The organism is Ruegeria sp. CE6 (assembly GCF_056537485.1).
Genome location: NZ_JBQFRR010000002.1, coordinates 712693 through 735987, shown reverse-complemented (window position 1 = coordinate 735987; position 23295 = coordinate 712693). Strand labels below are relative to the sequence as shown.

The window sequence follows — 23295 nt, the reverse complement described above, 5'->3', positions numbered from 1 at the left end:
TTCCAGAGAGGTTTGGATCGATGAGAGCGCAGAACTGGGCAGGAGCAGCCATTTTCACATCTATGTTGCTGGCGTCCGCGTCTGCGGCACTTGCGATAGATGACACAAAACGGCACCCGGTCAACTGTGCTACCGCACCCGGTGATCTGCGCGCAATCGCAGCTGAAAAGAAACATGCCGAGGACCAGCAGGCTGAAAGCGTGTTCTCGATCCTCCCTGCCGGTGCCTTGCTGGGTCTCGTCACAGGAACCGAGAGCAAGCACCTGAAGATGCTGTCAGGCGACTATATAAAAGAGCTGGACGCGCGCGCTGCTGAAATCAAGTCGACCTGTAACATCGAATAATCAAACAAAAAGGGCCGCTCTCGGGCAAGAGCGGCCCGGAATGGGCCCATTGAATGGGGGATGGCTATGGTCAGAGGCCCATGCAATTCACGAAGTATGTCAATTTAGCGGGGCAATCGGATAAGACGCCCGCTATTCGACATCCTGCGCCAGCACGTCCAGCAGATCGAAAAACGCATGCTTAATCACTGGGTCAGTACCTGAGGACCTTGTGACCCAGCATTGTGACAACATGAAAACGGTTAAGTAACACGCAGTACACCGTTTTGTAACATCGCCATGTTTTTTGTGAGTAAGTCGAGAGTTACATGAAACCCAGCTCAAGCCGGGCTTCATCTGACATCATTTCCATGCCCCAAGGTGGCTCCCAAGTCAGTTCGACGTCGACCTCTTTGACGCCAGCAACGGGTTCGATTGCTTCCACGATCCAACCGGGCATTTCGCCTGCGACAGGACAACCTGGCGCAGTGAGGGTCATGATCACCTTGACCGCGTTTTCTCCGGTGATGTCGATCGTATAGATCAGACCGAGATCGTAGATATTGACCGGTATTTCTGGGTCAAACACCGTCCGGCAAGCTTCGACCACGGGTTCGTAGAGCGGGTGATCGATGGTCGAGGGAGCGATCAGAGGGCTGCCTTCGAACTGTTCACTGGGGTGGGTCATTGATGCCTCGGGTCTGTTACCTGAGAAATTATATAGGGAAAGTGTCGGGCAGCGTCCAGAGGTGCCGTGGCGCCTGATTTGGGCGCCACTACAGATCAGTCGTTGATGTCGTGCTTGAAGGTTTTGACTTGGCCGTGCGGCAAGGCAAACATACGGCGCAGAACCAGCCATGCGACCAGTGACAGAACGGCAAATATCAACAGCAGAACAGGCAGGGATGGCGTGAGGCCAGGGATCAGCAAAACCACTCCGGTAATGGCTGCACCGATGGCAAAACCCAGGAAAATGAAGCCGGGCAGCGCGACCTCAAGGATGCCCAGAGCAAGCGCTCCGGCCAACCAAATCCACCACGTCAGCCAGAATGGATCGGCCATCATTTTCCTCCTTTAAGCATGTTAAAGGCATTGCCGAAGGCTTCAAGGGCGTTTGCAGGCACAACGATGGTCTGCGAGCCGGTGCCGTTGCCTAGGGCGTTCAGCGATTCCACCTGTTTCAACGCAACCTGATACTGTGCCGCTTCCAGCCCGTTGTCTTGAATGGCCTTTGCCACGACCTGAGTCGCATAAGCTTCGGCCTCAGCCGAGATTCGGCGGGCCTTGGCGGTCTGCTCTGCCGCATAAAGTTCGGCATCTGCCTGCAGCTCAACGGCACGCTTTTGGCCCTCGGCCTCGGTCACCTGTGCGCGGCGGGCACGTTCGGCGTTCAATTGCTGCAACATCGCGTCACGAGTGGCCTGATCGAGGTTCACGTCCAGAATCTCGGCGCGGGTTACTTCGATCCCCCAATCGTCAACAGCGGTTTCGACACTTTCCTGAATACGTTCAATCAGTTGCGCCCGGTTCGATTGCACTTCATCCAGGTCCATCTTACCGATCTCGGCGCGGACGATACCGGCTACAGTCGTTGCAATCGCACCGTCGACATCGCGGATGCGATAGACCGTCTTTTCCGGCTCGAGAATGCGGTAGAACACCGAGGTATCGATCTGCACCAGAACATTGTCCTTGGTAATTGCGTCTTGCGTTGCGTTTGGCAACTGACGCTCAAGGATGGATATCTTGTGGCGGGCAACATCTAGAAAAGGAACGATAAAATTGATCCCGGGCCCAAGCACCGAATGCAGGCGGCCAAACCGTTCAACAACGTATTTCTCGGATTGAGGCACGATCTTGATGCCCTTGAAGATGACAATGGCAATAAGCGCCGCTGCCAGCAGGTAGATAATGTTCGAAGTAATCAGTCCGATAATCTGGTCTTCTATCATACTGTCCTCATTTATTGTGTACTATGGTATACATATTGGGATTGAATCGCTCAATTTCAACTCTGGTATGGATTGTACAGGCTGGAATGCAAATCTGTGAAAGCGTTCATACCGGCCAGAAATTCCCTTTTGTGGCAGCTTTGCATCCCACTGGTGTTTGCGTTATCGGACGAGGATGAAACTAATAATAGATACGGACCCCGGCATCGACGACGCAATGGCCATTGCCTATGCCGCCGCTGCCTCCGAAATTGACCTGATCGGCCTGACCACCGTGTTCGGCAACACCCATGTGCATCAATCCAGCCGCAATGCGCGGTTTCTGGTGGACAAACTAGGGCTGGGCATTCCCGTGGCCCAAGGCGCGCCATTCGCTTTGGGAGAGACCACGCATTCACCTTCGGAACATGTGCATGGCCCCGAAGGTTTTGGTGACCTGACCAAGATTGATGAGATCGGTGAAAACCACGCCCTGTCCGCCGCAGAGTTTCTGGTCGACATGGCGCGCACCCATCGCGGTGAACTGGTTGTATGTGCAGTTGGGCCATTGACCAATATCGCTGATGCAATGCGATTGGACCCCGAGTTTGCAGACAATCTTGGCAAGCTCGTTATCATGGGTGGTGCTGTATTCTGCCCGGGCAACATCACCGAACATGCCGAGGCGAATATCTATCACGATGCCAAAGCTGCAGACGAAGTCTTTGCCGCGCCGCCGCCTACGATTCTGGTGGGATTGGATGTGACTCTGAAAACGCTCTACGAGACCGCTGATTTTGATGCGCTCGCTGAACGTTCCCCTGACATGGGTGGTTTTCTGCGTGATATCTCGCGCTTCTATTTAAAGTTCTACAAAGAGATCGGTGGGCTTGAAGGGTGCGGATTGCATGACTCGACTGCCGTTATCGCCTGCACCCATGAACCGATGTTCGAAATGGTCGAAACGGGTTTGCAGGTGGCGTTGGACGGGGCTGAGATCGGTGCGACTCGTCCTGACCCTGCACGGCCACCAGTGCGAGTGTGCCGGGATGTCGATGGGGCAGGGGTGGTGCGCCTGTTTACGGACCGTGTAGCCTCGCTGCCCTGACGGGTTGCAATGCCCTTGCAGATCGGGCAAAGCCTGCCCGGTTCAGCGATCCAAGGCGTTACCATGACCCAGCGATTTTCTTTCGACCTGAAATCCACCGATGGCAAGGCCCGCACAGGCGTGATCAACACGCCGCGCGGTGAGGTGCGGACGCCGGCGTTCATGCCTGTGGGCACAGCCGCGACCGTCAAGGCGATGATGCCGGAAAGTGTGCGCGCCACGGGTGCCGATATTCTGTTGGGCAACACCTATCATCTGATGCTGCGCCCAACGGCCGAGCGGATCGATCGTTTGGGAGGCCTGCACAAGTTCATGAACTGGGACCGGCCCATCCTGACGGATTCTGGCGGATTTCAGGTGATGTCGCTGGCCGGTCTGCGCAAACTGACCGAGAAGGGCGTGACCTTTAAATCTCACGTCGATGGCTCGAAGCACGAATTGACGCCGGAACGGTCGATGGAAATCCAGCGGCTTTTGGGCTCGGACATCGTCATGTGCTTTGATGAATGCCCTGCGCTGCCCGCCGATCGCGACCGTATCGCCGATTCCATGCGCCTTTCGATGCGGTGGGCTGCGCGGTCGCGCGAAGCGTTTGGAGACCGCCCCGGACATGCCCTGTTTGGGATCATGCAGGGCGGGCTGGAACAAGATCTTCGGGAAGAAAGTGCCGAGGCACTTAAGCAGGTCGGTTTTGAAGGCTACGCCGTCGGCGGCCTTGCCGTGGGTGAGGGGCAGGAGGCCATGTTCAGCTGCCTTGACTATGCGCCCGACTTCTTGCCCCAGGATAAACCGCGTTATCTGATGGGCGTAGGCAAGCCTGATGATATCGTAGGTGCCGTTGCACGCGGGATAGATATGATGGATTGCGTTCTACCTTCGCGGTCGGGTCGCACCGGGCAGGTGTTCACGCGTTACGGTGTGGTCAATATCAAGAACGCCCGCCATGCTGACGACCCACGCCCGCTGGATGAGAACTGCACATGCCCCGCGTGTTCAAGTTATTCTCGGGCCTACTTGCATCACGTGTTCCGCTCGAATGAGATGATCTCGGGCATGCTGCTGACTTGGCACAATCTGCATTACTTTCAGGAAATCATGCAGGGAATGCGGGACGCGATTTCACAGGGCACATTCGCAGAGTGGCAATCGCAATTCCACGCGCTTCGGGAGCAAGGCGATATTGAACCGCTGTAGATTGTGGCCATTGCGGTGACAAACGCGGTATTTTTTGCTATACTGTTCGCGCATTATTTACCATTTTCATTTGTTTTGTTCAGGAAGATTCAATGCCTCGCTTTATTGTTTCTATCGCAATCGTTCTTTGCGCATCGACATCTCTTGCGGATGTCTGGACCTTCGAAACCCCGTCCGAGAATATTCAGTGTGTCGTCGGGCAGGGGGCGAGTGTTTCGGACCTGTCTTGCACCATAATTGAGCGCAACGGAGCGCCTGCGTTCCCGCGCCCGGCGGATTGCCAGTCGGACTGGGGACATGACTTTTTCATGACCAATACGGGCGCCGTCCGCATGCTGTGCCAACCAGTCAGCCATAACCGGGACGGATTTGACCGTGCAGACTACGGCGTAACCGGAGAGTTTGGCGGGTTCGTCTGCCATTCCTCGAAAAAGGGCTTGGAATGTAGAAACGAAGTCGGTCATGGCTTCTTTTTGTCGCGAGCTAAGCAGAGGGTGTTCTGATCCACGCTGGATGATTTGTTGCCCGTTTTAATGCTGGGTTCGCTAAAATCGGTGGATATGTCTGTCGGATGCCTTGAAGTCCCCAAATCATCGGGTCATGCTGCATCACGACAAATGACGATGAGGTTGAAATGGGGGAACAGGTGCCCCACCTTTATCGTCCAAGACAGGAGATGGCCAAAGGTTGCCTGAATCAGGGACCAGCGCCGTCTTGCCAATGATAAGGATAGAGCATGCAAGAGCCTCTGAATTCCTCATACCCCGTCCTGCCGCTGCGCGATATCGTGGTCTTCCCACATATGATCGTGCCGCTGTTCGTGGGCCGTGACAAATCGGTCCGCGCCCTGGAAGAGGTGATGCAGGATGACAAGCAAATTCTGTTGTCCAGCCAGATTGATCCTGGTGAGGATGATCCGGAAATCGACGGTATCTACCGCTCGGGCGTTCTGGCCAACGTGCTGCAACTGCTGAAACTGCCCGATGGCACCGTGAAGGTGCTTGTCGAGGGGCAGGCGCGGGTGCAGATCACAGAATTCCTTGAAAACGATCAGTTTTTCGAAGCGCGCGCCGAGTATCTGACCGAGATTCCGGGCGATGTCACCACGACCGAAGCGCTGTTGCGCACCGTCGCGGACGAGTTTGAGCGCTATGCAAAAGTGCGCAAGAATATCCCCGAAGAGGCGCTGGCCGCCGTCGGTGAAACCACCGAGCCTGCAAAGTTGGCCGACCTTGTGTCAGGTCATCTGGGCATCGAGGTTGAACAGAAACAGGAACTGCTTGAGACGCTCTCGGTGAGCGAGCGGCTTGAGAAGGTCTATGGCCTGATGCAGGGCGAGATGTCGGTCCTGCAGGTCGAGAAAAAGATCAAGACCCGCGTCAAATCCCAGATGGAGAAGACGCAGCGCGAGTACTATCTGAATGAGCAGATGAAAGCGATTCAGAAGGAGCTTGGCGATGGGGAGGACGGCAGCAACGAAGTTGCCGAACTGGAAGCCAAGATCAACGAGACCAAGCTGTCGAAAGAGGCGCGCGAAAAGGCCGAAGGTGAGCTGAAAAAGCTTAAGAACATGTCGCCCATGTCGGCTGAAGCGACCGTTGTGCGCAACTATCTGGACTGGATCCTGTCACTGCCGTGGGGCACCAAATCTCGCGTTAAAAAGGATCTGGGTCGCGCGCAGGACATTCTGGACGCCGATCATTATGGACTTGAGAAAGTCAAAGAGCGGATCGTCGAATATCTGGCGGTTCAGCAGCGCTCGAAAAAGCTGAAAGGCCCGATCCTGTGCCTTGTTGGCCCTCCGGGTGTGGGTAAAACCTCGCTGGGTAAATCGGTCGCAAAAGCCACGGGGCGCGAATTCATTCGCATCTCGCTGGGTGGTGTGCGCGACGAATCTGAGATTCGTGGCCACCGTCGGACTTATATCGGGTCGATGCCCGGCAAGATCATTCAGGCGCTGAAGAAGGCGAAAACCACAAACCCTCTCATCCTGCTCGATGAAATCGACAAGATGGGGCAGGATTTCCGTGGCGATCCAGCCTCGGCGATGCTGGAGGTGTTGGACCCGGAACAGAACAACACGTTCATGGATCATTATCTTGAGGTCGAATATGACCTGTCCAACGTGATGTTCCTGACCACGTCTAACAGCTACAACATGCCTGGGCCTCTGCTAGACCGGATGGAGATCATCCCGCTGGCCGGTTACACCGAAGAGGAAAAGAGCGAGATCGCCAAGCAACACCTGATCGACAAACAGGTCAAAAACCATGGTCTGAAAGCCAAGGAGTTTGAGCTGACCGATGAGGCGCTGCAATCGATCATCCGCACCTATACCCGCGAGGCGGGTGTGCGGAACCTCGAACGCGAAATCGCCAAAGTGGCGCGGAAATCGCTGACCAAGATCATCAAGAAAGAGGCGGAGACCGTAAAGGTGACGCCCGACAATCTGGATGATTTTCTTGGAGTGCCCAAGTTCCGTTATGGCTTGGCTGAACAGGACGATCAGGTTGGTGTAGTCACTGGCTTGGCCTGGACTTCGGTCGGTGGTGATCTGCTGCATATCGAGGCTCTGAAACTGCCCGGCAAAGGGCGGATGAAGACCACTGGTAAGCTGGGCGATGTGATGAAGGAATCGATCGACGCGGCGTCGTCTTACGTCCGATCAATTTCGCCTCAGATCGGGGTTAAACCGCCGCAGTTCGACAAAATCGATATCCACGTGCACGTGCCCGATGGTGCGACGCCAAAGGATGGTCCGTCTGCGGGCTTGGCTATGGTGACCTCGATTGTTTCGGTCCTGACCGGTATTCCTGTGCGCAAGGACATCGCCATGACAGGCGAGGTTTCGCTGCGCGGCAACGCGATGCCGATTGGCGGGCTGAAAGAAAAACTGCTGGCTGCCCTGCGTGGCGGGATCAAGACCGTCCTCATTCCCGAAGAGAATGAAAAGGATCTGGCAGATATTCCCGACAACGTGAAAGAAGGGCTGGAGATCATCGCGGTCAAACACGTCTCGGAAGTACTGGAGCAAGCGTTGATACGTAAGCCCGAGTCAATTGAGTGGGATGAGGCCGCTGAAGAGGCCGCTGCCGCTGCCGCCAAGGCGGCCGAAGGGGCAGGACCGTCGGCAACAGCCCACTAAGCCCGAAACAGATTAATTAGAAAGGCGGGGTCATTCCCCGCCTTTTTTTGTTCAAAGTCCAATGACAGGTTTGGCCGGGTCCAGCACCTCTTCGTTTTCGATGTAAGCCTGGAATTTTTTGTCTGACAGCGCCGAGCGTACGGCGAGCGCAAAAATCACCGCCGAAAATGCCGCACACAGCACAATGTCCCAACCAAACGGGATCTGCTTTTGCGCGCCTTCTCCAAACTGACCCATGTAAGAGATCAGCCCCAAACCACAGAAATAGGGCATCAGCCAAAGCGCCTCGGTTGCGTCCATTTCATCGAGCCGATTGTGAAAGCGGATCAGCAGCAGCGCCATGCCGATGAGCAGTGCAATTCCCAGCCTCCAGACCGTGTCCCATCCGCTCCAGTAGACGATCAGGGTTGATATCGCGAAGGCCGTGAGCCCGACAAGTTTGACGGCGGGAATACGGATTGAGCGCGGGCGGTCAGGCATCAGATCGCGTAAGCACACCACGGCGATTGGGCCGACCGCGAATGAAAGTACAATGGCGGCCCCGTTCAGGGCGATTACGGTTGCGAACGGGACCGTCAGTAAAAACAGAGTGCCAATCAGAAAGTTGAGAGCCAAAGCCCAAAGCGGTACTCCGAACGATGACAAGATCTGCAAACGTTTCGGCAGGAACCCGTTTTGCGACAGGGCCAGAGCGATACGGGCGTTCGATCCTGTTGCAACCAACCCATTGCCAAACGGGCCGATGACTGACCCGACGTTCAGCAAGCTGAGGAACCACAATATTCCGACAGACATTATGACGCCATCCAAAGGGCCTTGCCCACCGAAGCTGAGACTCGCCCAACCATCGCGGATCAACATGGGATCAAGCGCGCCGATAAAGGCCACCTGTAATCCAAGGTAGATCAAGGCACATAGTACAATGGACAGAACCAGAGCAGCCGGGATGTCGAATTTTGGGTTTCGAACTTCTCCTGCCATATCAACAACATGCCGGAAACCTATAAAGGAAAAGATCACCCCACCGGTTGATACTGCGGCCATGATGCCTTTCAGGCCGTAGGGGGCGAAACCGTCAGGTGCGGAGAAATTCTGCACGTCAAAGCGGGTCGCGATCAACAACACGGACAAAACTATCGGAATGGCAATCTTGGCCCAGGTCAGCGTTGCATTTACCTGTGCAAAAAATTTCACGCCTAGTGCGTTCACAGCGACGAACAGCAACATGAACAGCAAGGCGACCGAAACACCAGCGCCGGTCAGTTCGCCGGTATCTGCGGCGTGGAGCCATGACGCGTAGGGCGCGAGGTATTTAAGCATGGCTTCAACTTCGATCGGAGCGGTGGTGTTGTAGCCAATCCAGGCCGTCCATCCCATCGCCATCGACACGATGTTGCCGTGTGAGAACTGAGGGACGCGTGCGATTCCGCCTGGGATAGGTAACATCGCTGAAATCTCGGCGAATGTTATTGCCAGTATGAACATCGCAACGGCGCCAATAATCCAAGAAAGAACCGCGGCGGGGCCTGCGTGTTGCACGGCGAGCAGGGGGCCGAAAAGCCAGCCTGACCCAATGATTCCTCCAACCGAAATGAAGGTCAGGCCGACCAGGCCAATTTCCCGCTTCAGTTTCGCCATGTTATTTCTCGCCCAAAGAGGGGTGCCTTATTGGTGGCTATGACATCAGGATAAGCAGGCCACGGGAAACATGGCAAGCACCACATATCATGCAGAAAATTCGCGAGAACGAGGTCTGCCCGATTCATCTTCTAAATCCTGCTGGGCGTGTTCTTCGAAACGCGATCTCCGGCAATAGGTATTTGAAGTGGAATCGACTCGGAACATGAGGCACGCTGGTCGTCTGTGCCAAGGTAGGAGAACCCAGGATGCCTCTGTACAATGATATGTTCGAGCTTTCGGTCGAAGATATGGATATAATCGAAGAGGCCATGCGTCATGCCATAGCTTCCAGATCGAATGTCCCAGTTGACGAGAGGGTGGAAGAAAGGGAAACCCGTGAAGACTTTGTGCGCAAGGCACACGACCTTCTGGGGCGTCTGCATGACCAAAAGGTTTTTTATCGTCCTAAATCCGGCGTGTATGTCGGAGGATGACAGCATTGTGCTCGCAGCGTTGAACCAAATGGCTCCAAAACGCTTCAACTATGCCGCATAAGCATTTGAATAATATGGTGGGTGATAAGAGATTTGAACTCCTGACATCTTCGATGTGAACGAAGCGCTCTACCACTGAGCTAATCACCCATAGCGGCGTTTGATACAGCGGCTTGTGTTTTGCCGCAAGTTCAAAGCGTTCAAATTGCAGCGCGTCAGACGAAATCCGGTTTTCACACATTGCCCGCCAAGTCGGATAGATCGGAAAAAATCAGGTTCGAGCAAAAAACTTGAAAACGCCGCTTGACGATGCCGGGGTGTAGCCATAATACACCCCAACGTTCAGAGATGAACGGGCAGTGGGCGGTTGTAGCTCAGTTGGTTAGAGTACCGGCCTGTCACGCCGGGGGTCGCGGGTTCGAGCCCCGTCAACCGCGCCATCGCTGCCAGCCTTTGATCCGGGCAAACGGATCGCACATAGACCCTAAATGCGCGGTTGTAGCTCAGTTGGTTAGAGTACCGGCCTGTCACGCCGGGGGTCGCGGGTTCGAGCCCCGTCAACCGCGCCATTTTCCTTCGATTTAGAAAGTCATACGCCCTTGTGGGCGTTTTTTTGTGCCGACATCTTACTGATCTTATGGTTTATTGCCTGCAAAACATCAGGGGCAAGCAGTGACCAGTCTAAATCGAGTTATCATGGCACGGCGCAGCCGGCAGTGGATCCGCGGCCTGAATCCGGAAACACTTGATGTCATTGAGATTTCTGGTTCGTGGGGTAAGCAATTTGGATTTTGTAGCTATGAACAGATTTGGCATAAGCAACATGATATCTGCACCGGACCCGTTCTGAACAAACAGCAGCAGGTGCGAAAGGTCGATCTGGTTTTGGCCAATCAGGTGTGGGAGCACTTGAATCGCCCGGTCGAAGCCACGCTGAACGTGCTAGAGATGCTAAGGCCCGGCGGGTATTTCTGGCTTGCCGTCCCGTTCTTCATTCCGTTTCACGCCGCTCCGCATGACTGTTCGCGTTGGTCTGCGCGCGGATTGAAAAACCTGCTCACTGAGTGTGGGTTCGACCCGGATCTCATCCGGGCCGAACAGTGGGGCAATCGGCACGCCGCTTTGCGCAATCTCGAACTTGAATGGCCTCCTGTTTATGACCCTGAGACAGACAATTTGGAGAACGATCCCGATTTTCCAATCTGCGCATGGGCTCTGGCTAAGAAAACCAGTGCTTAAGCCGAGTGTCGAAAAATCGCCTGTTCTTACTTTGTTCTAATTTTTTGGTTGGAGACTCAGCCGCTCTCGCCTATCTCTGAGTGACGTTGGTTGTTGGGGGCCTGAATGGCTGAGCTGAAGAATATCGAGGTGCGCGGTGCGCGCGAGCATAACCTCAAGAGCATTGATGTCGACATCCCACGGGATCAGCTGGTGGTGATCACTGGCCTGTCGGGCTCGGGTAAGTCTTCTTTGGCATTTGATACGATCTATGCCGAAGGGCAGCGCCGCTATGTCGAAAGCCTGTCGGCCTATGCGCGCCAGTTCCTAGACATGATGGAGAAGCCCGATGTGGATCACATCAGCGGACTAAGCCCCGCGATTTCGATCGAGCAGAAGACGACCTCAAAAAACCCGCGTTCGACCGTGGGCACCGTAACCGAGATCTACGACTATCTGCGCTTGCTTTTTGCCCGTGCAGGTACGCCTTACAGCCCGGCCACAGGATTGCCGATTGAGGCGCAGCAGGTGCAGGACATGGTCGACCGGATCATGACGATGGAGGAGGGCACGCGCGGCTATCTGCTGGCCCCCATCGTTCGTGATCGGAAGGGTGAATATCGGAAAGAGTTCCTTGAGCTGCGCAAGCAGGGTTTTCAACGCGTCAAGGTAGATGGTGAGTTCTATGAATTGGATGAGCCGCCGACACTGGACAAGAAGTTCCGCCACGATATCGACGTCGTTGTCGATCGTCTGGTGGTACGAGAGGGCATGGAAACACGCCTGGCCGACAGCCTAAGGACCGCACTGGATCTGGCGGACGGGATCGCAATCCTCGAAACCGCACCGAAAGAGGGCGACCCCGAACGCATCACATTCAGTGAGAATTTTGCCTGCCCGGTCAGTGGGTTCACCATCCCCGAGATCGAGCCGCGCCTGTTCTCATTCAACGCGCCCTTTGGGGCTTGCCCCGATTGCGACGGGCTTGGGGTCGAACTGTTCTTTGATGAACGTCTGGTCGTGCCGGACCAGACATTGAAACTCTATGACGGGGCACTTGCGCCCTGGCGGAAGGGTAAATCACCGTATTTTCTGCAAACGATCGAAGCAATCGCGCGACATTACGAGTTTGACAAGAACACTCCCTGGAAGGACTTGCCCAAGAAAGTCCAGCAAGTGTTTCTGCGCGGGTCTGGTGATGAAGAGATCCAGTTCCGTTATGATGAAGGTGGCCGCGTCTATCAGGTTACCCGAAGCTTTGAAGGCGTCATTCCCAACATGGAGCGCCGCTATCGCGAGACTGACAGCGCCTGGATTCGCGAAGAATTCGAACGCTATCAAAACAACCGACCCTGCGGCACGTGCGAAGGCTACCGTCTACGTGCTGAGGCGCTGGCCGTCAAAATTGCGGGTTTGCACGTTGGACAGGTCGTCGAAATGTCGATCCGCGAGGCGTTGGCCTGGGTCGAGGATGCCCCAAATCATCTGAGCGCACAAAAGAACGAGATCGCGCGCGCAATTCTCAAGGAAATTCGCGAGCGGTTGGGTTTTTTGAATAATGTTGGATTAGAGTATCTTACGATGTCTCGTTCAAGTGGTACCCTGTCCGGAGGTGAAAGTCAGCGTATCCGTCTGGCGAGCCAGATCGGCTCGGGCCTGACCGGGGTATTGTATGTACTCGACGAGCCATCGATTGGTCTGCACCAACGCGACAATGATCGTCTGCTGGGAACGCTTAAGAATTTGCGTGACCAGGGCAACACGGTCATCGTCGTTGAACATGACGAAGAGGCCATTCGCGAGGCGGATTATGTGTTTGATATCGGTCCCGGTGCAGGAGTGCATGGGGGACAGGTGGTCAGCCACGGTACGCCCGAGCATATCGCCGGCGATGCGGCCTCGATCACCGGTCAATATCTTTCGGGCACGCGCGAGATCCCGGTGCCGGTTGAGCGGCGAAAGGGTAAGAAGCAAAAAGTAGTCGTTGTTAAGGCGACGGGAAACAACCTCAAGAACGTTACGGCCGAATTTCCGCTGGGAAAATTTGTTTGTGTGACCGGTGTGTCTGGCGGTGGAAAATCGACGCTGACGATTGAGACTTTGTTCAAAACCGCTTCGATGCGGTTGAACGGCGCTCGCCAGACACCGGCGCCCTGTGAAACGATCAAAGGGCTAGAGCATCTGGACAAGGTGATCGACATAGATCAGCGACCCATTGGCCGGACTCCACGTTCAAATCCAGCGACTTACACCGGGGCTTTCACCCCGATCCGAGACTGGTTTGCCGGGTTGCCAGAAGCCAAAGCGCGTGGATACAAGCCCGGGCGGTTCAGCTTTAACGTCAAAGGCGGCCGGTGCGAAGCGTGTCAGGGTGATGGCGTCATCAAGATCGAGATGCACTTTCTGCCTGATGTTTATGTCACCTGCGAAACCTGTAAAGGCGCGCGATACAACCGTGAGACGCTTGAGATCAAATTCAAGGGTAAGTCCATCGCGGATGTACTTGATATGACAGTGGAAGATGCGCAGGAGTTTTTTAAAGCGGTGCCATCGATCCGTGACAAGATGGATGCCTTGGCTCGCGTTGGGCTCGGCTACATCAAAGTTGGTCAACAGGCGACCACGCTCTCCGGTGGTGAGGCGCAGCGTGTAAAGCTCTCTAAAGAACTGAGCAAGCGATCAACGGGTCGAACACTGTATATTCTGGACGAACCCACAACGGGTCTGCATTTCGAGGACGTACGTAAACTGTTGGAAGTCCTGCACGAACTGGTCGACCAAGGAAATACTGTTGTTGTCATCGAACATAATCTTGATGTCGTAAAAACCGCCGACTGGATAATCGACATTGGCCCGGAAGGTGGCGATGGCGGAGGTCAGATTGTGGCTGAGGGTACGCCCGAAGACGTCGCTGAATGTGAGCGTAGCCACACTGGGCGTTATCTGAAGCCAATGCTGGATGGGCAAGCCGTAGCTGCCGAATAGGAACAGAGCGAGAGAAGAAAATGCTGCGAATTTTCTTCTCTGGTGCTTCGTAGAGCGCTGCGTTCTGAGGTTGTTCAGTCTCTGGACCGCTTCTCAAATCGCGGTAACATGGCGCTGAAATCGCGACCCAAGCCATCTTCTTGTTCGACAAACTGTTCATATAGCTTTGTCGCAACCTGTCCCATGGGCGTATCAGCGTCCGCACTCTCGGCAGCCTGTTGGCTGAGACGTAGATCTTTCAACATCAGCTCGGCGGCGAAACCGGGGGTATAGTCATTGTCGGATGGGCTTTCGGGTCCAACGCCGGGGGCAGGGCAATAGGCGTTCATTGTCCAGCTGTACCCTGAGGACGTGCTGACTACATCGAACATCTTTTGTCGATCCAATCCCAATTTATCAGCAAGCGCAAATGCCTCGCAGGTCGCGATCATCGTCACGCCGAGGATCATGTTGTTGCAGATTTTGGCGGCCTGACCCGCGCCAGCTTCACCGCAGTGAACCGCTTTTTGCCCCATGATTTCAAATAACGGAGCCGCCTTGGCAAAAGCTGGTTCAGATCCACCGGCCATAAAGGTCAAAGTGCCTGCAGCGGCCCCACCAATCCCGCCGGATACAGGTGCATCGACTGATAGCAGACCAGCCTGAGCAGCTTGCTGCGCCACCGCGCGGGCGCTGTCGACATCGACCGTAGAGCAGTCAATCAGAACCGCGCCGTCTTGCATTTCAGGGACAACTTCATCGGCCACAGCGCGCAGAATTTGCCCGTTGGGAAGCATGGTGATAACCACGTCGGCTTCCGCAGCTGCAGCGGCGCCAGAGGGCGCCATGGAAACGCCTTCGATGGCGACATCAACTTGATCAAAGCCGATGACGTCATGGCCCGCGCGCGCCAGATTGGCCGCCATCGGGCCGCCCATGTTGCCAAGCCCTATGAATGCGATTTTCATCCCTTACTCCTCTGAAAAGCTTAGTGCATCCGCACCGAGCGGTTGCAGCATCTTGGACACCGCGACTGCAGGCACATCCAAATCAGCAAACTGCCAATTCGGGTTGCGATCCTTGTCGATGATCTGGGCGCGAATGCCTTCCAGAAAATCGCCATGCTCCATCGCGCGATAGGTAAACCGGTACTCCAGATCCAGCGCTTTTTGCAATGTCAGGTTGGTTCCGCGCAGCCGATGCAAAATCTCGACAGCACAAGCCATGGAGATAGGAGAGTTTCGCTGCAGTGTGCCGAGAATTTTCGTCGAAAATTCTGTGTCATCGTTGCGCAAGCTGTTCAGGATATCGCTAAGGCTTTCTCCGCTGAATAGCCTGTCGATCTCGCCCTGCATTTCAGCCAAGGGGCTATCCGGTGCGGGCACTGCATGCTCATCCACCAGTTCCGCCCGTCCAGAGGCTTCCAACTGGTCTATCAGCCCCGCCCAATGCTCTTGGGGAATGAAATGGTCGGCAAACCCGGCATAGATCGCATCTCCGGGCCCCATGCGGTGGCCGGTGGTGCCCAGATACTCGCCCAATCGCCCCGGCGCCAGCGCCAACATCAGCGATCCGCCCACATCAGGAACCAGCCCGATTGAGCATTCCGGCATCGCGATCTTTGAGCTTTCTCCAACCACTCGATGGCTGCCATGGCACCCGATGCCAACCCCGCCACCCATGGTGAAACCTTGCAGGAAGCTGATCACTGGTTTTGAGTACTCAAAAATCAAGGCATTCAGGCGGTATTCGTCGCGCCAAAACGTTTGGCCATAAGCATAGTCCGCCTTGGTGCCGGTCGCATAAAGCTCGGCAATATCTCCGCCAGCGCAAAAGGCTTTGTCGCCTTCGGCATCGAGAATGATCAGATCGACTTGATCATCCTCACGCCAGTTACGCAGAGCGGTATCAATGGCCATGCACATCTCATAGCTAAGGGCGTTCAGGGCGTGTGGTCGTGTCAGCGTGATTCGCCCGGCACGGCCTGTGGTGCGAATGTCGATATCGGACATCAAAGACCTCAGCGATTGGAGAGCATCTGGCGTGCAACGATCACGCGCATGATCTCGTTCGTGCCTTCCAGTATCTGGTGCACGCGCAGATCCCGCACCAGTTTCTCGATTCCATAATCCGCCAGATAGCCATATCCACCGTGCAATTGCAGACACTGATCCACGACTTTCGATCCGGTTTCGGTTACGAACTTCTTGGCCATCGCACAGAATTTTGTGGCGTCCGGTGCACCCTGATCAAGTTTCCACGCTGCCTGACGCAGGAATGTGCGCGCTGCGTGCAGTTCGATCTCCATATCTGCCAGTCGGAACTGCAGCGCTTGAAACTGATCGATCGATTGTCCAAAGGCTTTGCGCTCGGACATATACTGCAATGTCATGTCCAGACCGTTCTGAGCAGCCCCCAGCGAGCAGGAGGCGATGTTCAGGCGGCCACCGTCCAGCCCCTTCATCGCGTATTTGAAGCCGTCGCCCTCAGCCCCGACCAGGTTGCCGGACGGGATTTTGCAATCGTCAAACTGAACCTGCGCGGTTGGCTGGCTTTTCCAGCCCATTTTCAGTTCCAGACCACCAAAGCTCAGACCCGGCGTGCCGTCTTCGACATAGACAGTCGAGATCCCCTTAGGGCCGTCTTCACCCGTGCGCACCATGCAGACATAGGCATCCGAATAGCCGCCGCCGGAAATGAACGCTTTTGTGCCATTGAGCGTGTAGCCTTCATTGGTCCGTTCAGCGCGCGTTTTCAACGCTGCGGCGTCTGATCCCGATCCGGGTTCCGTCAGGCAGTAGCTGAGGACGGTTTCGAGGCTGAGGATACTTGGCATGATGCGGGACTTCAGATCGTCGCTGCCAAAGCTGTCCAGCATTTTTGCGCACATGTTGTGAATCGACAGGAATGCCGCGACCGAGGGGCAGGCCATCGACAGCGCTTCGAACACCAGCGTTGCATCCAGCCGCGTCAGCCCCGAACCGCCAGCCTCTTCCGAGACATAGAGGCCACCAAATCCAAGCTCGCCGATTTTCGGCCAAAGCTCTTTAGGGATGGTTCCGTCTGCTTCCCACTGACGCGCAAAGGGGGCGATGTGGTCTTGGCCAAAGGCGTAGGCCATGTCGAAAATGGCCGTTTGTTCTTCGGTCAGCGCGAAATCCATGACGTGTGTTTCCTGTTGGCTATAGAATTGAACGAGCGTTTTATTCTTCAATCCTTACAGAAATTTTTCAACGACAGCAAACTTGGCGATTTGGGGGAATTCCGGTCGGTGGGGTATACTGCGGGAATTAAGCATTTCGATTATTATTACGGAGTATTCTCATGGCATCGCACAAACTCGCCGTTATCGTGATTCACGGAATGGGCAGCCAATACAATCCTCAGAACCAGCCCCCATCCACGACCCCAACGTTTTCCAAAGGGCTGAAACGACGGGTTTCGAGCCGGGTGGGCGCGGATATGGATGATGTAATCTGGCACGAGGTGGTTTGGGCGCAGATCCTGCAGGGACGGCAAAAGGCATATCTGCGCAAGGTCAACCGCAGCCTTGGATATGACAGGCTGCGCGAGTTTGTGGTGTGCAACCTCTCGGATGCGGCCTCTTACCGACCAACGCCGGATGATGGTGACAAGATTTATGAGGCGATCCACAAGAAGATCGAGAATGTGATGGGGGTCGTCAAATATCAGGTCGGGCCACAGGGCCCTGTATTGATCCTGGCGCATTCGTTGGGCGGGCATATCATGTCGAACTATATCTATGACATGCAAAGGCACCTGCGCCAGGGTGGTTCACCGGTTCATCCGACAGATGTTGAGAACATGAAAACCGTCGCAGGACTTGTGACATTCGGGTGCAATATTCCTATTTTTCTGTTCGCATATCCCGAGAATGAGATTTTTCCGATCATGGCCCCGAACCGCGCACTGCCACCTGCGTTGCAGTTTTCGACATGGTGGCGAAACTACTATGACAAGCATGATGTCTTGGGTTTCCCATTGGGCAAAAGCGCCCCAAGCTATGAACAGCTGGCTCAAAGTGGGGCCTTGAAGGACAAGCCGATCAATGCGGGCAAAATCTTTACGTCGTGGAATCCGCTGTCGCATAACGGATACTGGACGGATCGCGATTTGTACGAACCCGTAGCGGACCGGATCAAAGAGATTTTGGCGGCGGTCTAAGCTTACAGGTCGGCGTGGAATTCCTCGATCAGGTGCCTGACGACGGCCATGCCCGGATCATCCCCGCGTGCGACGGCTTCGGCGTGAACACTGCGTTGGCGGGTGGCGGAGGTACCATTTTCGGCGATCTGTCGCAGGCGGGCGAGCTCGGTCATGGTGCCCAATGCCTCGGTGTCTTCGGCCAACATGCCCATCAGCTCTCCGATCAGTTCGGCCATCGGCTTAATCGCGCGATCGCCGAAATCGATCATGCCTTCGCCCACACCATAACGCTGCGCGCGCCAACGGTTTTCGCCGATTAGAAACTTATCATATTGCCGCCACCTAAGATTGCGGTCTTTCAGGCGGCACAGCATCCGTGTCAGCGCCTGCACAAGGGCGGCCAGCGACAGCGTATGTTCAAGCCTTGGCTGCACGTCCATGATGCGTGTTTCTAGGGTGGGGAACCGGTGAGATGGACGTAGGTCCCACCAGATTTTAGAGGTGTCCTCGATCACGCCGAGTTCGACCAGCACGCCGGTGGTGCGTTCGTATTCGCCCCAACTGCTGAACACCGGGGGCAGACCGGTCCGGGGCAGATTGTCGAACACGGTGAGCCTATAGGAGGAAAGCCCGGTATCTTCGCCGTTCCAATAAGGAGACGAGGTCGACAACGCCAGCAGATGGGGCAGAAAGTAAGAAAGCTGGGGTACCAGGTCGGCGCGCAAGGCTTGATCTTCGACGCCCACATGCACATGCATTCCGCAGATCAGCATCCGCCGCGCCACGCCGCCCAAAGCATGCTGCAGGGCGTCATAGCGTTCTTTCCGTGTATGGTGTTGATCTTTCCAGTTCGCAAACGGGTGGCAAGAGACAGCGATCGGAGCCAAATTATACTCGGCTGCACGTTTTGAAACACAAGAACGCAGGCGCTTTAGATCTTCGCGCGCCGATCTGATCGTAGCATGTGGGCGGGTCCCGACTTCGATCTGGCACTGCAGAAATTCCGGGCTGACCTGGCCTTCGAAATCTGCCTGACAAGCTTCCATCAATGCTGCGGGCGCCTCGGCGAGCTGCAGACTGTCTTGATCGACCAGCAGGTATTCCTCTTCAATGCCGATCGTGAATTCCTGCTGCATGGCGGTCCTCGTTGGTCAATTCACATCAGTGAATACGGAAATTAGCGTTTTGCCAAGGGTTTGGCCTGTCGGTTCTTGCGGAAGTCCTGCGTGCACAGGTAAAGAGCGGGCGCAACGCAATGTGGAGCCGTCCTCGTGAAACCCAGAAAATTTCCGCAGATCAATGCAGCCCTGGATGAGTTGGGCGTCAAGCTGATCGACAAGGTTACGGAACAGGATGAACGGGCGCGGCTGGAAGCGTTCGAACGGGCAGGGGGATTGACCAGGCCCGCTTATGCCCTGTCGCCGGGAATGGACGGATTCGATATCGCGCAACTTGTCGAAGAGTATACGCGCCATGCCGATGCGCTTGCAGCTTTGAAGGACCCGGCGCGAAACCAGACTGGGTATCACACCGGAAATGGATACTACGATAGCCCGGATGCGGATGCGCTTTACCTGATGATCCGCCGCTTTCAGCCCAAGCGCGTGATCGAGGTCGGTTGTGGGAACTCTACCCGCGTGACGCGGCAGGCGATCATAGATGGTGGTTTGGATACGACGATCACGGCAATTGATCCGTACCCGCGCGCAGATATCGCCCATGTCGTCGATCAGTTTGAGCAGAAGCGACTGGAAGAAGTAGATCCCGCGCTGTTCGATCAGCTTGAGGCTGGGGATGTTCTGTTCATCGATTCAAGCCATGTGGTTCGGATGAGCAACGATGTCGCCCATCTATTCTGTCGGATCATTCCGGCGCTGAAACCCGGCGTTGTCATTCATGTCCACGATGTTTTTCTGCCTTATGAATATCCCAAACGGTTCTTCTATGACTGCCCAGGATGGGGTGAGCAGTACATGTTGCACGCCTTGCTGCAATCCGGTTTCTATTCAATGCTTTGGCCCGGATATTACCTGCAGCAGGATCGCCCCGACGCCGTCGCAGCGCTGCCGTTTCTAGAAGAGGGCCGTGCGCAGAGCATCTGGGTTCAGCTCAAAGAAAATTGAATTCTGTGTGATCCGCTTCGAACCCAGGCCCGTAACCCTTTCCATAACAAGCTGGAGAGGAGTTAACAGCCATGTTCCGCCGCACATTCATGGGCGCTGCCGCCGCATTTGCACTTGCACTGCCCGTCAAAGCGCAGGCCGCTGATATCGTAGATACCGCAGTTGCTGCCGGGTCATTCAACACCCTGGTTGCTGCCGTTCAGGCCGCGGGCCTGGTCGATACGCTGAAAGGCGATGGGCCCTTCACCGTCTTTGCACCCACGGATGAAGCTTTTGCAGCTCTGCCTGAAGGCACTGTTGAAACCCTACTTCTGCCAGAAAACAAGGACCAGTTGGTGTCGATCCTGACCTACCATGTCGTGCCAGCCAAAGTGATGTCCGGCGACATTGCAGGGAAGCGCGCGAAGGTTTTGACCGTGCAAGGCGACCGACTAAGCGTGAACGCAAAAAATGGCGTGAAAGTTAATGGTGCCAAAGTTGTGCAGGCCGACATCGAAGCCAGCAACGGCGTCATTCACGTTGTCGACGAAGTGATCATTCCCGAATAAATCTACCACCTTCACGAAAACAAAAGCCCCGTTCCTGATGGACGGGGCTTTTTTGTGTTTCGTGTAGAAACTCGCCGTTTAGACCAAACGTACCTGAGTGCCGACCTTTACCAGCGGATACAGCTCTTCAACGTGCTGGTTATAAAGACCGATACAGCCGGACGAGCTCTGACGTCCAATCTTGCGAGTATCATAGGTGCCGTGAACCAAGTAGGCAGGCCAGCCAAGATACATAGCGCGAGTTCCCAATGGGTTTCCAGGTTCACCACCCTCCATGCGAATTGGCAACGAGGGATCGCGCTCGCGCATTGATGGGGTTGGTGTCCAGCTTGGGTTCTCCGCCTTGCGTGTGACTTTGGTATAGCCGCGCTTGGTCAGCTCTTCGCTCATCGGGACAGAACTGGGGTACAGCTTGTAGGTTCCATCCGGCCCCCAGTAATGAACAGCCCGGCTGGTGATATCGGCCAACAATGCGCCGACGCCCAACTCGTCAAAGTGATCCTGCCAATTCTGCTGCGAGAACGATGAAATGTTACGACGTACTGGAAGCTGCGTGCTGATTGCTTCCTCGGTCTGTGGGAAAGCATCAGTGCTTTGAGCACGCACGATAGCAGGGGCCGCAATCAGCGATGCAGCGCCCAAAAGGGCGTGACGACGGGTAAAACGATTTTGGGACAAGGTTGCCTCCAGGGAGTTATGAGCTGCTCGGATAGTTGAATTACCGATAAAATATTAGTGATTGCCTGCTTTTTCCAGAGGGCGACCTCTGAATTTCTTGTGAGGTACGCGATCAGGCAGCAACTGGCGCATGCACGAAAAAACCCGACCCATGTAGGGCCGGGTTTCCTGATTTGTAAGCTGAATGATCAGTCCATCGCTTTGAAGTTGAACTCGCCACCTTCCTTGATGCCCGACGGCCAGCGCGATGTCACTGTTTTGGTGCGGGTGTAGAACTTGAAGCTGTCCGGACCGTGCTGGTTCAGGTCGCCGAACATCGATTTCTTCCAGCCGCCAAAAGTGTGGTAGGCCAGCGGAACCGGGATCGGAACGTTGATGCCGACCATGCCGATGTTCACACGGCTGGCAAAGTCACGCGCCGTATCACCGTCGCGGGTGAAGATCGCAGTGCCGTTGCCGTATTCATGATCCATCGCCAGTTTCAGCGCCTCTTCATAAGAACCCGCGCGGACGGTCGACAGGACCGGGCCAAAGATCTCTTGCTTGTAGATATCCATGTCGGGAGTGACGTTGTCGAACAGGTGCGGGCCGACAAAGAAGCCATCCTCATAGCCCTGCAGGCTGAAGTCGCGGTTGTCGACAACCAGCTTCGCGCCCTGCTCAACGCCCGAGTTGATCAGGCCAAGGATGCGCTCTTTCGCGGCAGCAGTAACAACCGGACCCATGTCTACGTCGTCGCCCGCTGTGTAGGGGCCGACTTTCAGCTTCTCCACGCGAGGGATCAGTTTTTCGATCAGTGCGTCTGCGGTTTCTTCGCCCACAGGCACGGCCACCGAGATTGCCATGCAGCGTTCGCCAGCCGCGCCGAAACCTGCACCGACCAGCGCATCAGCAGCCTGATCCAGATCGGCGTCAGGCATAACGATCATGTGGTTCTTAGCGCCACCGAAACACTGCGCGCGTTTGCCGTTGGCGGTTGCACGAGCATAGATGTACTGCGCGATCGGGGTTGAACCCACGAACGACACGCCCTGAATGATTTCGCTGTCCAGCAGGGTGTCCACGGCCTCTTTGTCACCGTTTACGACTTGGAACACACCCTTGGGCAGACCAGCTTCGACAAACAGCTCTGCCAGCATCAATGGAACAGAGGGGTCGCGCTCGGACGGTTTCAGAACAACTGCGTTGCCGCAGGCCAGTGCCGGGCCAACGTGCCAAAGCGGCATCATTGCGGGGAAGTTGAATGGCATGATCGAAGCGACCACGCCCAGCGGCTGACGCATCGAATACATGTCGATGCCCGGGCCCGCGCTGTCGGTGAACTCACCTTTCAGCATCTGGGGCGCGCCGATGCAGTATTCTATCACTTCCAGACCACGCTGCAGATCACCCTTGGCGTCCGGGATGGTTTTACCGTGCTCGCGGCTGAGAGCCTCGGCCAGCTTGTCCATGTTGCGGTTCATCAAACCAACCATCGCCATCATAACGCGCGCGCGCTTCTGCGGGTTGGTTGCGCCCCAAGCGACCTGAGCTGCTGCAGCGTCTTCGATCGCAGCGGTGGTCTCGGCGACACTGGCCATCGGGCATTGGTACTGCACTTCACCCGTTGCTGGGTTGAATACATTGTCAAAGCGGCCAGATGTGCCAGCGACATTTTCGCCGTTGATGAAATGGGTCAGGTTCTGCATTGCAAACTCCTCCGGATTAAGTTGCGCGAAGAATAGACTTGCGAAAATCACCTGAACAGAGGCAATATTTCAAATCAGTTTTGCAAAAATGCAA

The 23295-nt window shown here is 55.5% G+C and carries 21 protein-coding genes and 3 tRNA genes; 13 read left to right on the top strand and 11 right to left on the bottom strand.

What is annotated here, in order from left to right; genetic code table 11:
- The first annotated feature begins 20 nt into the window (after positions 1 to 20).
- Positions 21 to 344: a hypothetical protein gene (locus ACR0DK_RS12150; RefSeq protein WP_170393212.1), complete on the top strand. Its 324-nt coding sequence runs from the start codon at positions 21 to 23 to the stop codon at positions 342 to 344.
- 304 nt (positions 345 to 648) lie between these two features.
- Here the strand turns inward: ACR0DK_RS12150 and ACR0DK_RS12145 are convergent, their stop codons facing one another.
- From ACR0DK_RS12145 to ACR0DK_RS12135, 3 genes are all read right to left on the bottom strand, one after another.
- The gene (locus ACR0DK_RS12145) at positions 649 to 1011 is read right to left on the bottom strand and encodes an SUF system Fe-S cluster assembly protein (RefSeq protein ID WP_170393211.1); all 363 of its coding nucleotides are present in this window, start codon (positions 1009 to 1011) and stop codon (positions 649 to 651) included.
- A 95-nt stretch (positions 1012 to 1106) separates the two neighbouring features.
- Positions 1107 to 1385 (bottom strand): NfeD family protein, encoded by a 279-nt coding sequence (locus tag ACR0DK_RS12140; protein ID WP_170405488.1) that lies wholly within the window; start codon positions 1383 to 1385, stop codon positions 1107 to 1109.
- Positions 1385 to 2275 carry an SPFH domain-containing protein gene (locus tag ACR0DK_RS12135; protein ID WP_170393209.1) on the bottom strand — a complete coding sequence of 297 codons (891 nt, stop codon included), beginning with the start codon at positions 2273 to 2275 and terminating at the stop codon, positions 1385 to 1387. Before ACR0DK_RS12135 ends, ACR0DK_RS12140 begins: the two co-directional genes overlap by 1 nt.
- 175 nt (positions 2276 to 2450) lie before the next feature.
- Here ACR0DK_RS12135 and ACR0DK_RS12130 point away from each other — a divergent pair, with 175 nt between their 5' ends.
- The 4 genes from ACR0DK_RS12130 (at position 2451) to lon (ending at position 7701) form a co-directional block, all read left to right on the top strand.
- Entirely contained in the window at positions 2451 to 3362 is a 912-nt protein-coding gene (locus ACR0DK_RS12130; RefSeq protein WP_480736327.1) for a nucleoside hydrolase, read from the top strand.
- A 63-nt stretch (positions 3363 to 3425) separates the two neighbouring features.
- Positions 3426 to 4556 carry a tRNA guanosine(34) transglycosylase Tgt gene (gene tgt, locus ACR0DK_RS12125; protein WP_170563488.1) on the top strand — a complete coding sequence of 377 codons (1131 nt, stop codon included), beginning with the start codon at positions 3426 to 3428 and terminating at the stop codon, positions 4554 to 4556.
- 92 nt (positions 4557 to 4648) lie between these two features.
- A complete protein-coding gene (locus tag ACR0DK_RS12120) occupies positions 4649 to 5059 on the top strand; it encodes a DUF6636 domain-containing protein (protein WP_480613625.1) in 411 nt (136 codons plus the stop codon).
- Positions 5060 to 5292: 233 nt separating this feature from the next.
- Positions 5293 to 7701 carry an endopeptidase La gene (gene lon / locus ACR0DK_RS12115; protein ID WP_170393206.1) on the top strand — a complete coding sequence of 803 codons (2409 nt, stop codon included), beginning with the start codon at positions 5293 to 5295 and terminating at the stop codon, positions 7699 to 7701.
- Between the two features lie 51 nt (positions 7702 to 7752).
- Here lon and ACR0DK_RS12110 read toward each other — a convergent pair whose 3' ends face one another.
- Positions 7753 to 9339 (bottom strand): APC family permease, encoded by a 1587-nt coding sequence (locus ACR0DK_RS12110; protein WP_480736325.1) that lies wholly within the window; start codon positions 9337 to 9339, stop codon positions 7753 to 7755.
- Positions 9340 to 9587: 248 nt separating this feature from the next.
- On the opposite strand from ACR0DK_RS12110, the gene ACR0DK_RS12105 reads away from it, so the two are divergent.
- The gene (locus ACR0DK_RS12105) at positions 9588 to 9815 is read left to right on the top strand and encodes a hypothetical protein (RefSeq protein ID WP_170405503.1); all 228 of its coding nucleotides are present in this window, start codon (positions 9588 to 9590) and stop codon (positions 9813 to 9815) included.
- Positions 9816 to 9890: 75 nt separating this feature from the next.
- Here ACR0DK_RS12105 and ACR0DK_RS12100 read toward each other — a convergent pair.
- Positions 9891 to 9965: transfer RNA gene (locus ACR0DK_RS12100), tRNA-Val, on the bottom strand.
- A 213-nt stretch (positions 9966 to 10178) separates the two neighbouring features.
- Between ACR0DK_RS12100 and ACR0DK_RS12095 the strand changes: the two genes are divergently transcribed.
- The 4 genes from ACR0DK_RS12095 to uvrA all read left to right on the top strand — a co-directional run bounded on the left by ACR0DK_RS12095 (position 10179) and on the right by uvrA (position 14018).
- Positions 10179 to 10255: transfer RNA gene (locus tag ACR0DK_RS12095), tRNA-Asp, on the top strand.
- A gap of 52 nt (positions 10256 to 10307) precedes the next feature.
- Positions 10308 to 10384: transfer RNA gene (locus ACR0DK_RS12090), tRNA-Asp, on the top strand.
- Positions 10385 to 10511: 127 nt separating this feature from the next.
- Positions 10512 to 11054, top strand: a complete 543-nt coding sequence (locus ACR0DK_RS12085; protein WP_480736322.1) for a methyltransferase domain-containing protein — start codon at positions 10512 to 10514, stop codon at positions 11052 to 11054.
- A 105-nt stretch (positions 11055 to 11159) separates the two neighbouring features.
- Positions 11160 to 14018 carry an excinuclease ABC subunit UvrA gene (gene uvrA / locus ACR0DK_RS12080; protein WP_480736320.1) on the top strand — a complete coding sequence of 953 codons (2859 nt, stop codon included), beginning with the start codon at positions 11160 to 11162 and terminating at the stop codon, positions 14016 to 14018.
- A gap of 74 nt (positions 14019 to 14092) precedes the next feature.
- On the opposite strand, the gene mmsB is transcribed toward uvrA, so the two are convergent.
- Genes mmsB through ACR0DK_RS12065 form a run of 3 tightly spaced genes read right to left on the bottom strand, consistent with a single transcriptional unit; the run spans position 14093 to position 17160 of the window.
- Positions 14093 to 14965: a 3-hydroxyisobutyrate dehydrogenase gene (gene mmsB / locus ACR0DK_RS12075; protein WP_480736319.1), complete on the bottom strand. Its 873-nt coding sequence runs from the start codon at positions 14963 to 14965 to the stop codon at positions 14093 to 14095.
- Between the two features lie 3 nt (positions 14966 to 14968).
- Complete coding sequence (locus ACR0DK_RS12070) at positions 14969 to 16009, bottom strand: enoyl-CoA hydratase/isomerase family protein (RefSeq protein WP_480736318.1); 1041 nt, start codon at positions 16007 to 16009, stop codon at positions 14969 to 14971.
- A gap of 8 nt (positions 16010 to 16017) precedes the next feature.
- Positions 16018 to 17160 carry an acyl-CoA dehydrogenase family protein gene (locus tag ACR0DK_RS12065; RefSeq protein ID WP_480736316.1) on the bottom strand — a complete coding sequence of 381 codons (1143 nt, stop codon included), beginning with the start codon at positions 17158 to 17160 and terminating at the stop codon, positions 16018 to 16020.
- Between the two features lie 161 nt (positions 17161 to 17321).
- Here ACR0DK_RS12065 and ACR0DK_RS12060 point away from each other — a divergent pair, with 161 nt between their 5' ends.
- Positions 17322 to 18182, top strand: a complete 861-nt coding sequence (locus ACR0DK_RS12060) for a hypothetical protein (protein ID WP_480736314.1) — start codon at positions 17322 to 17324, stop codon at positions 18180 to 18182.
- 2 nt (positions 18183 to 18184) lie between these two features.
- On the opposite strand, the gene ACR0DK_RS12055 is transcribed toward ACR0DK_RS12060, so the two are convergent.
- Entirely contained in the window at positions 18185 to 19300 is a 1116-nt protein-coding gene (locus tag ACR0DK_RS12055; RefSeq protein WP_480736312.1) for a carboxylate-amine ligase, read from the bottom strand.
- 135 nt (positions 19301 to 19435) lie between these two features.
- Here ACR0DK_RS12055 and ACR0DK_RS12050 point away from each other — a divergent pair, with 135 nt between their 5' ends.
- Together ACR0DK_RS12050 and ACR0DK_RS12045 are read left to right on the top strand one after the other, a co-directional pair.
- A complete protein-coding gene (locus ACR0DK_RS12050; protein ID WP_170562887.1) occupies positions 19436 to 20287 on the top strand; it encodes a class I SAM-dependent methyltransferase in 852 nt (283 codons plus the stop codon).
- Between the two features lie 71 nt (positions 20288 to 20358).
- Entirely contained in the window at positions 20359 to 20835 is a 477-nt protein-coding gene (locus tag ACR0DK_RS12045; protein ID WP_170393195.1) for a fasciclin domain-containing protein, read from the top strand.
- Between the two features lie 78 nt (positions 20836 to 20913).
- Here the strand turns inward: ACR0DK_RS12045 and ACR0DK_RS12040 are convergent, their stop codons facing one another.
- Positions 20914 to 21513, bottom strand: coding sequence for a L,D-transpeptidase (locus tag ACR0DK_RS12040; RefSeq protein WP_170610467.1), 600 nt, complete (start codon positions 21511 to 21513; stop codon positions 20914 to 20916).
- 188 nt (positions 21514 to 21701) lie between these two features.
- Positions 21702 to 23201, bottom strand: a complete 1500-nt coding sequence (locus tag ACR0DK_RS12035) for a CoA-acylating methylmalonate-semialdehyde dehydrogenase (RefSeq protein WP_170393193.1) — start codon at positions 23199 to 23201, stop codon at positions 21702 to 21704.
- Between the last annotated feature and the right edge of the window lie 94 nt (positions 23202 to 23295).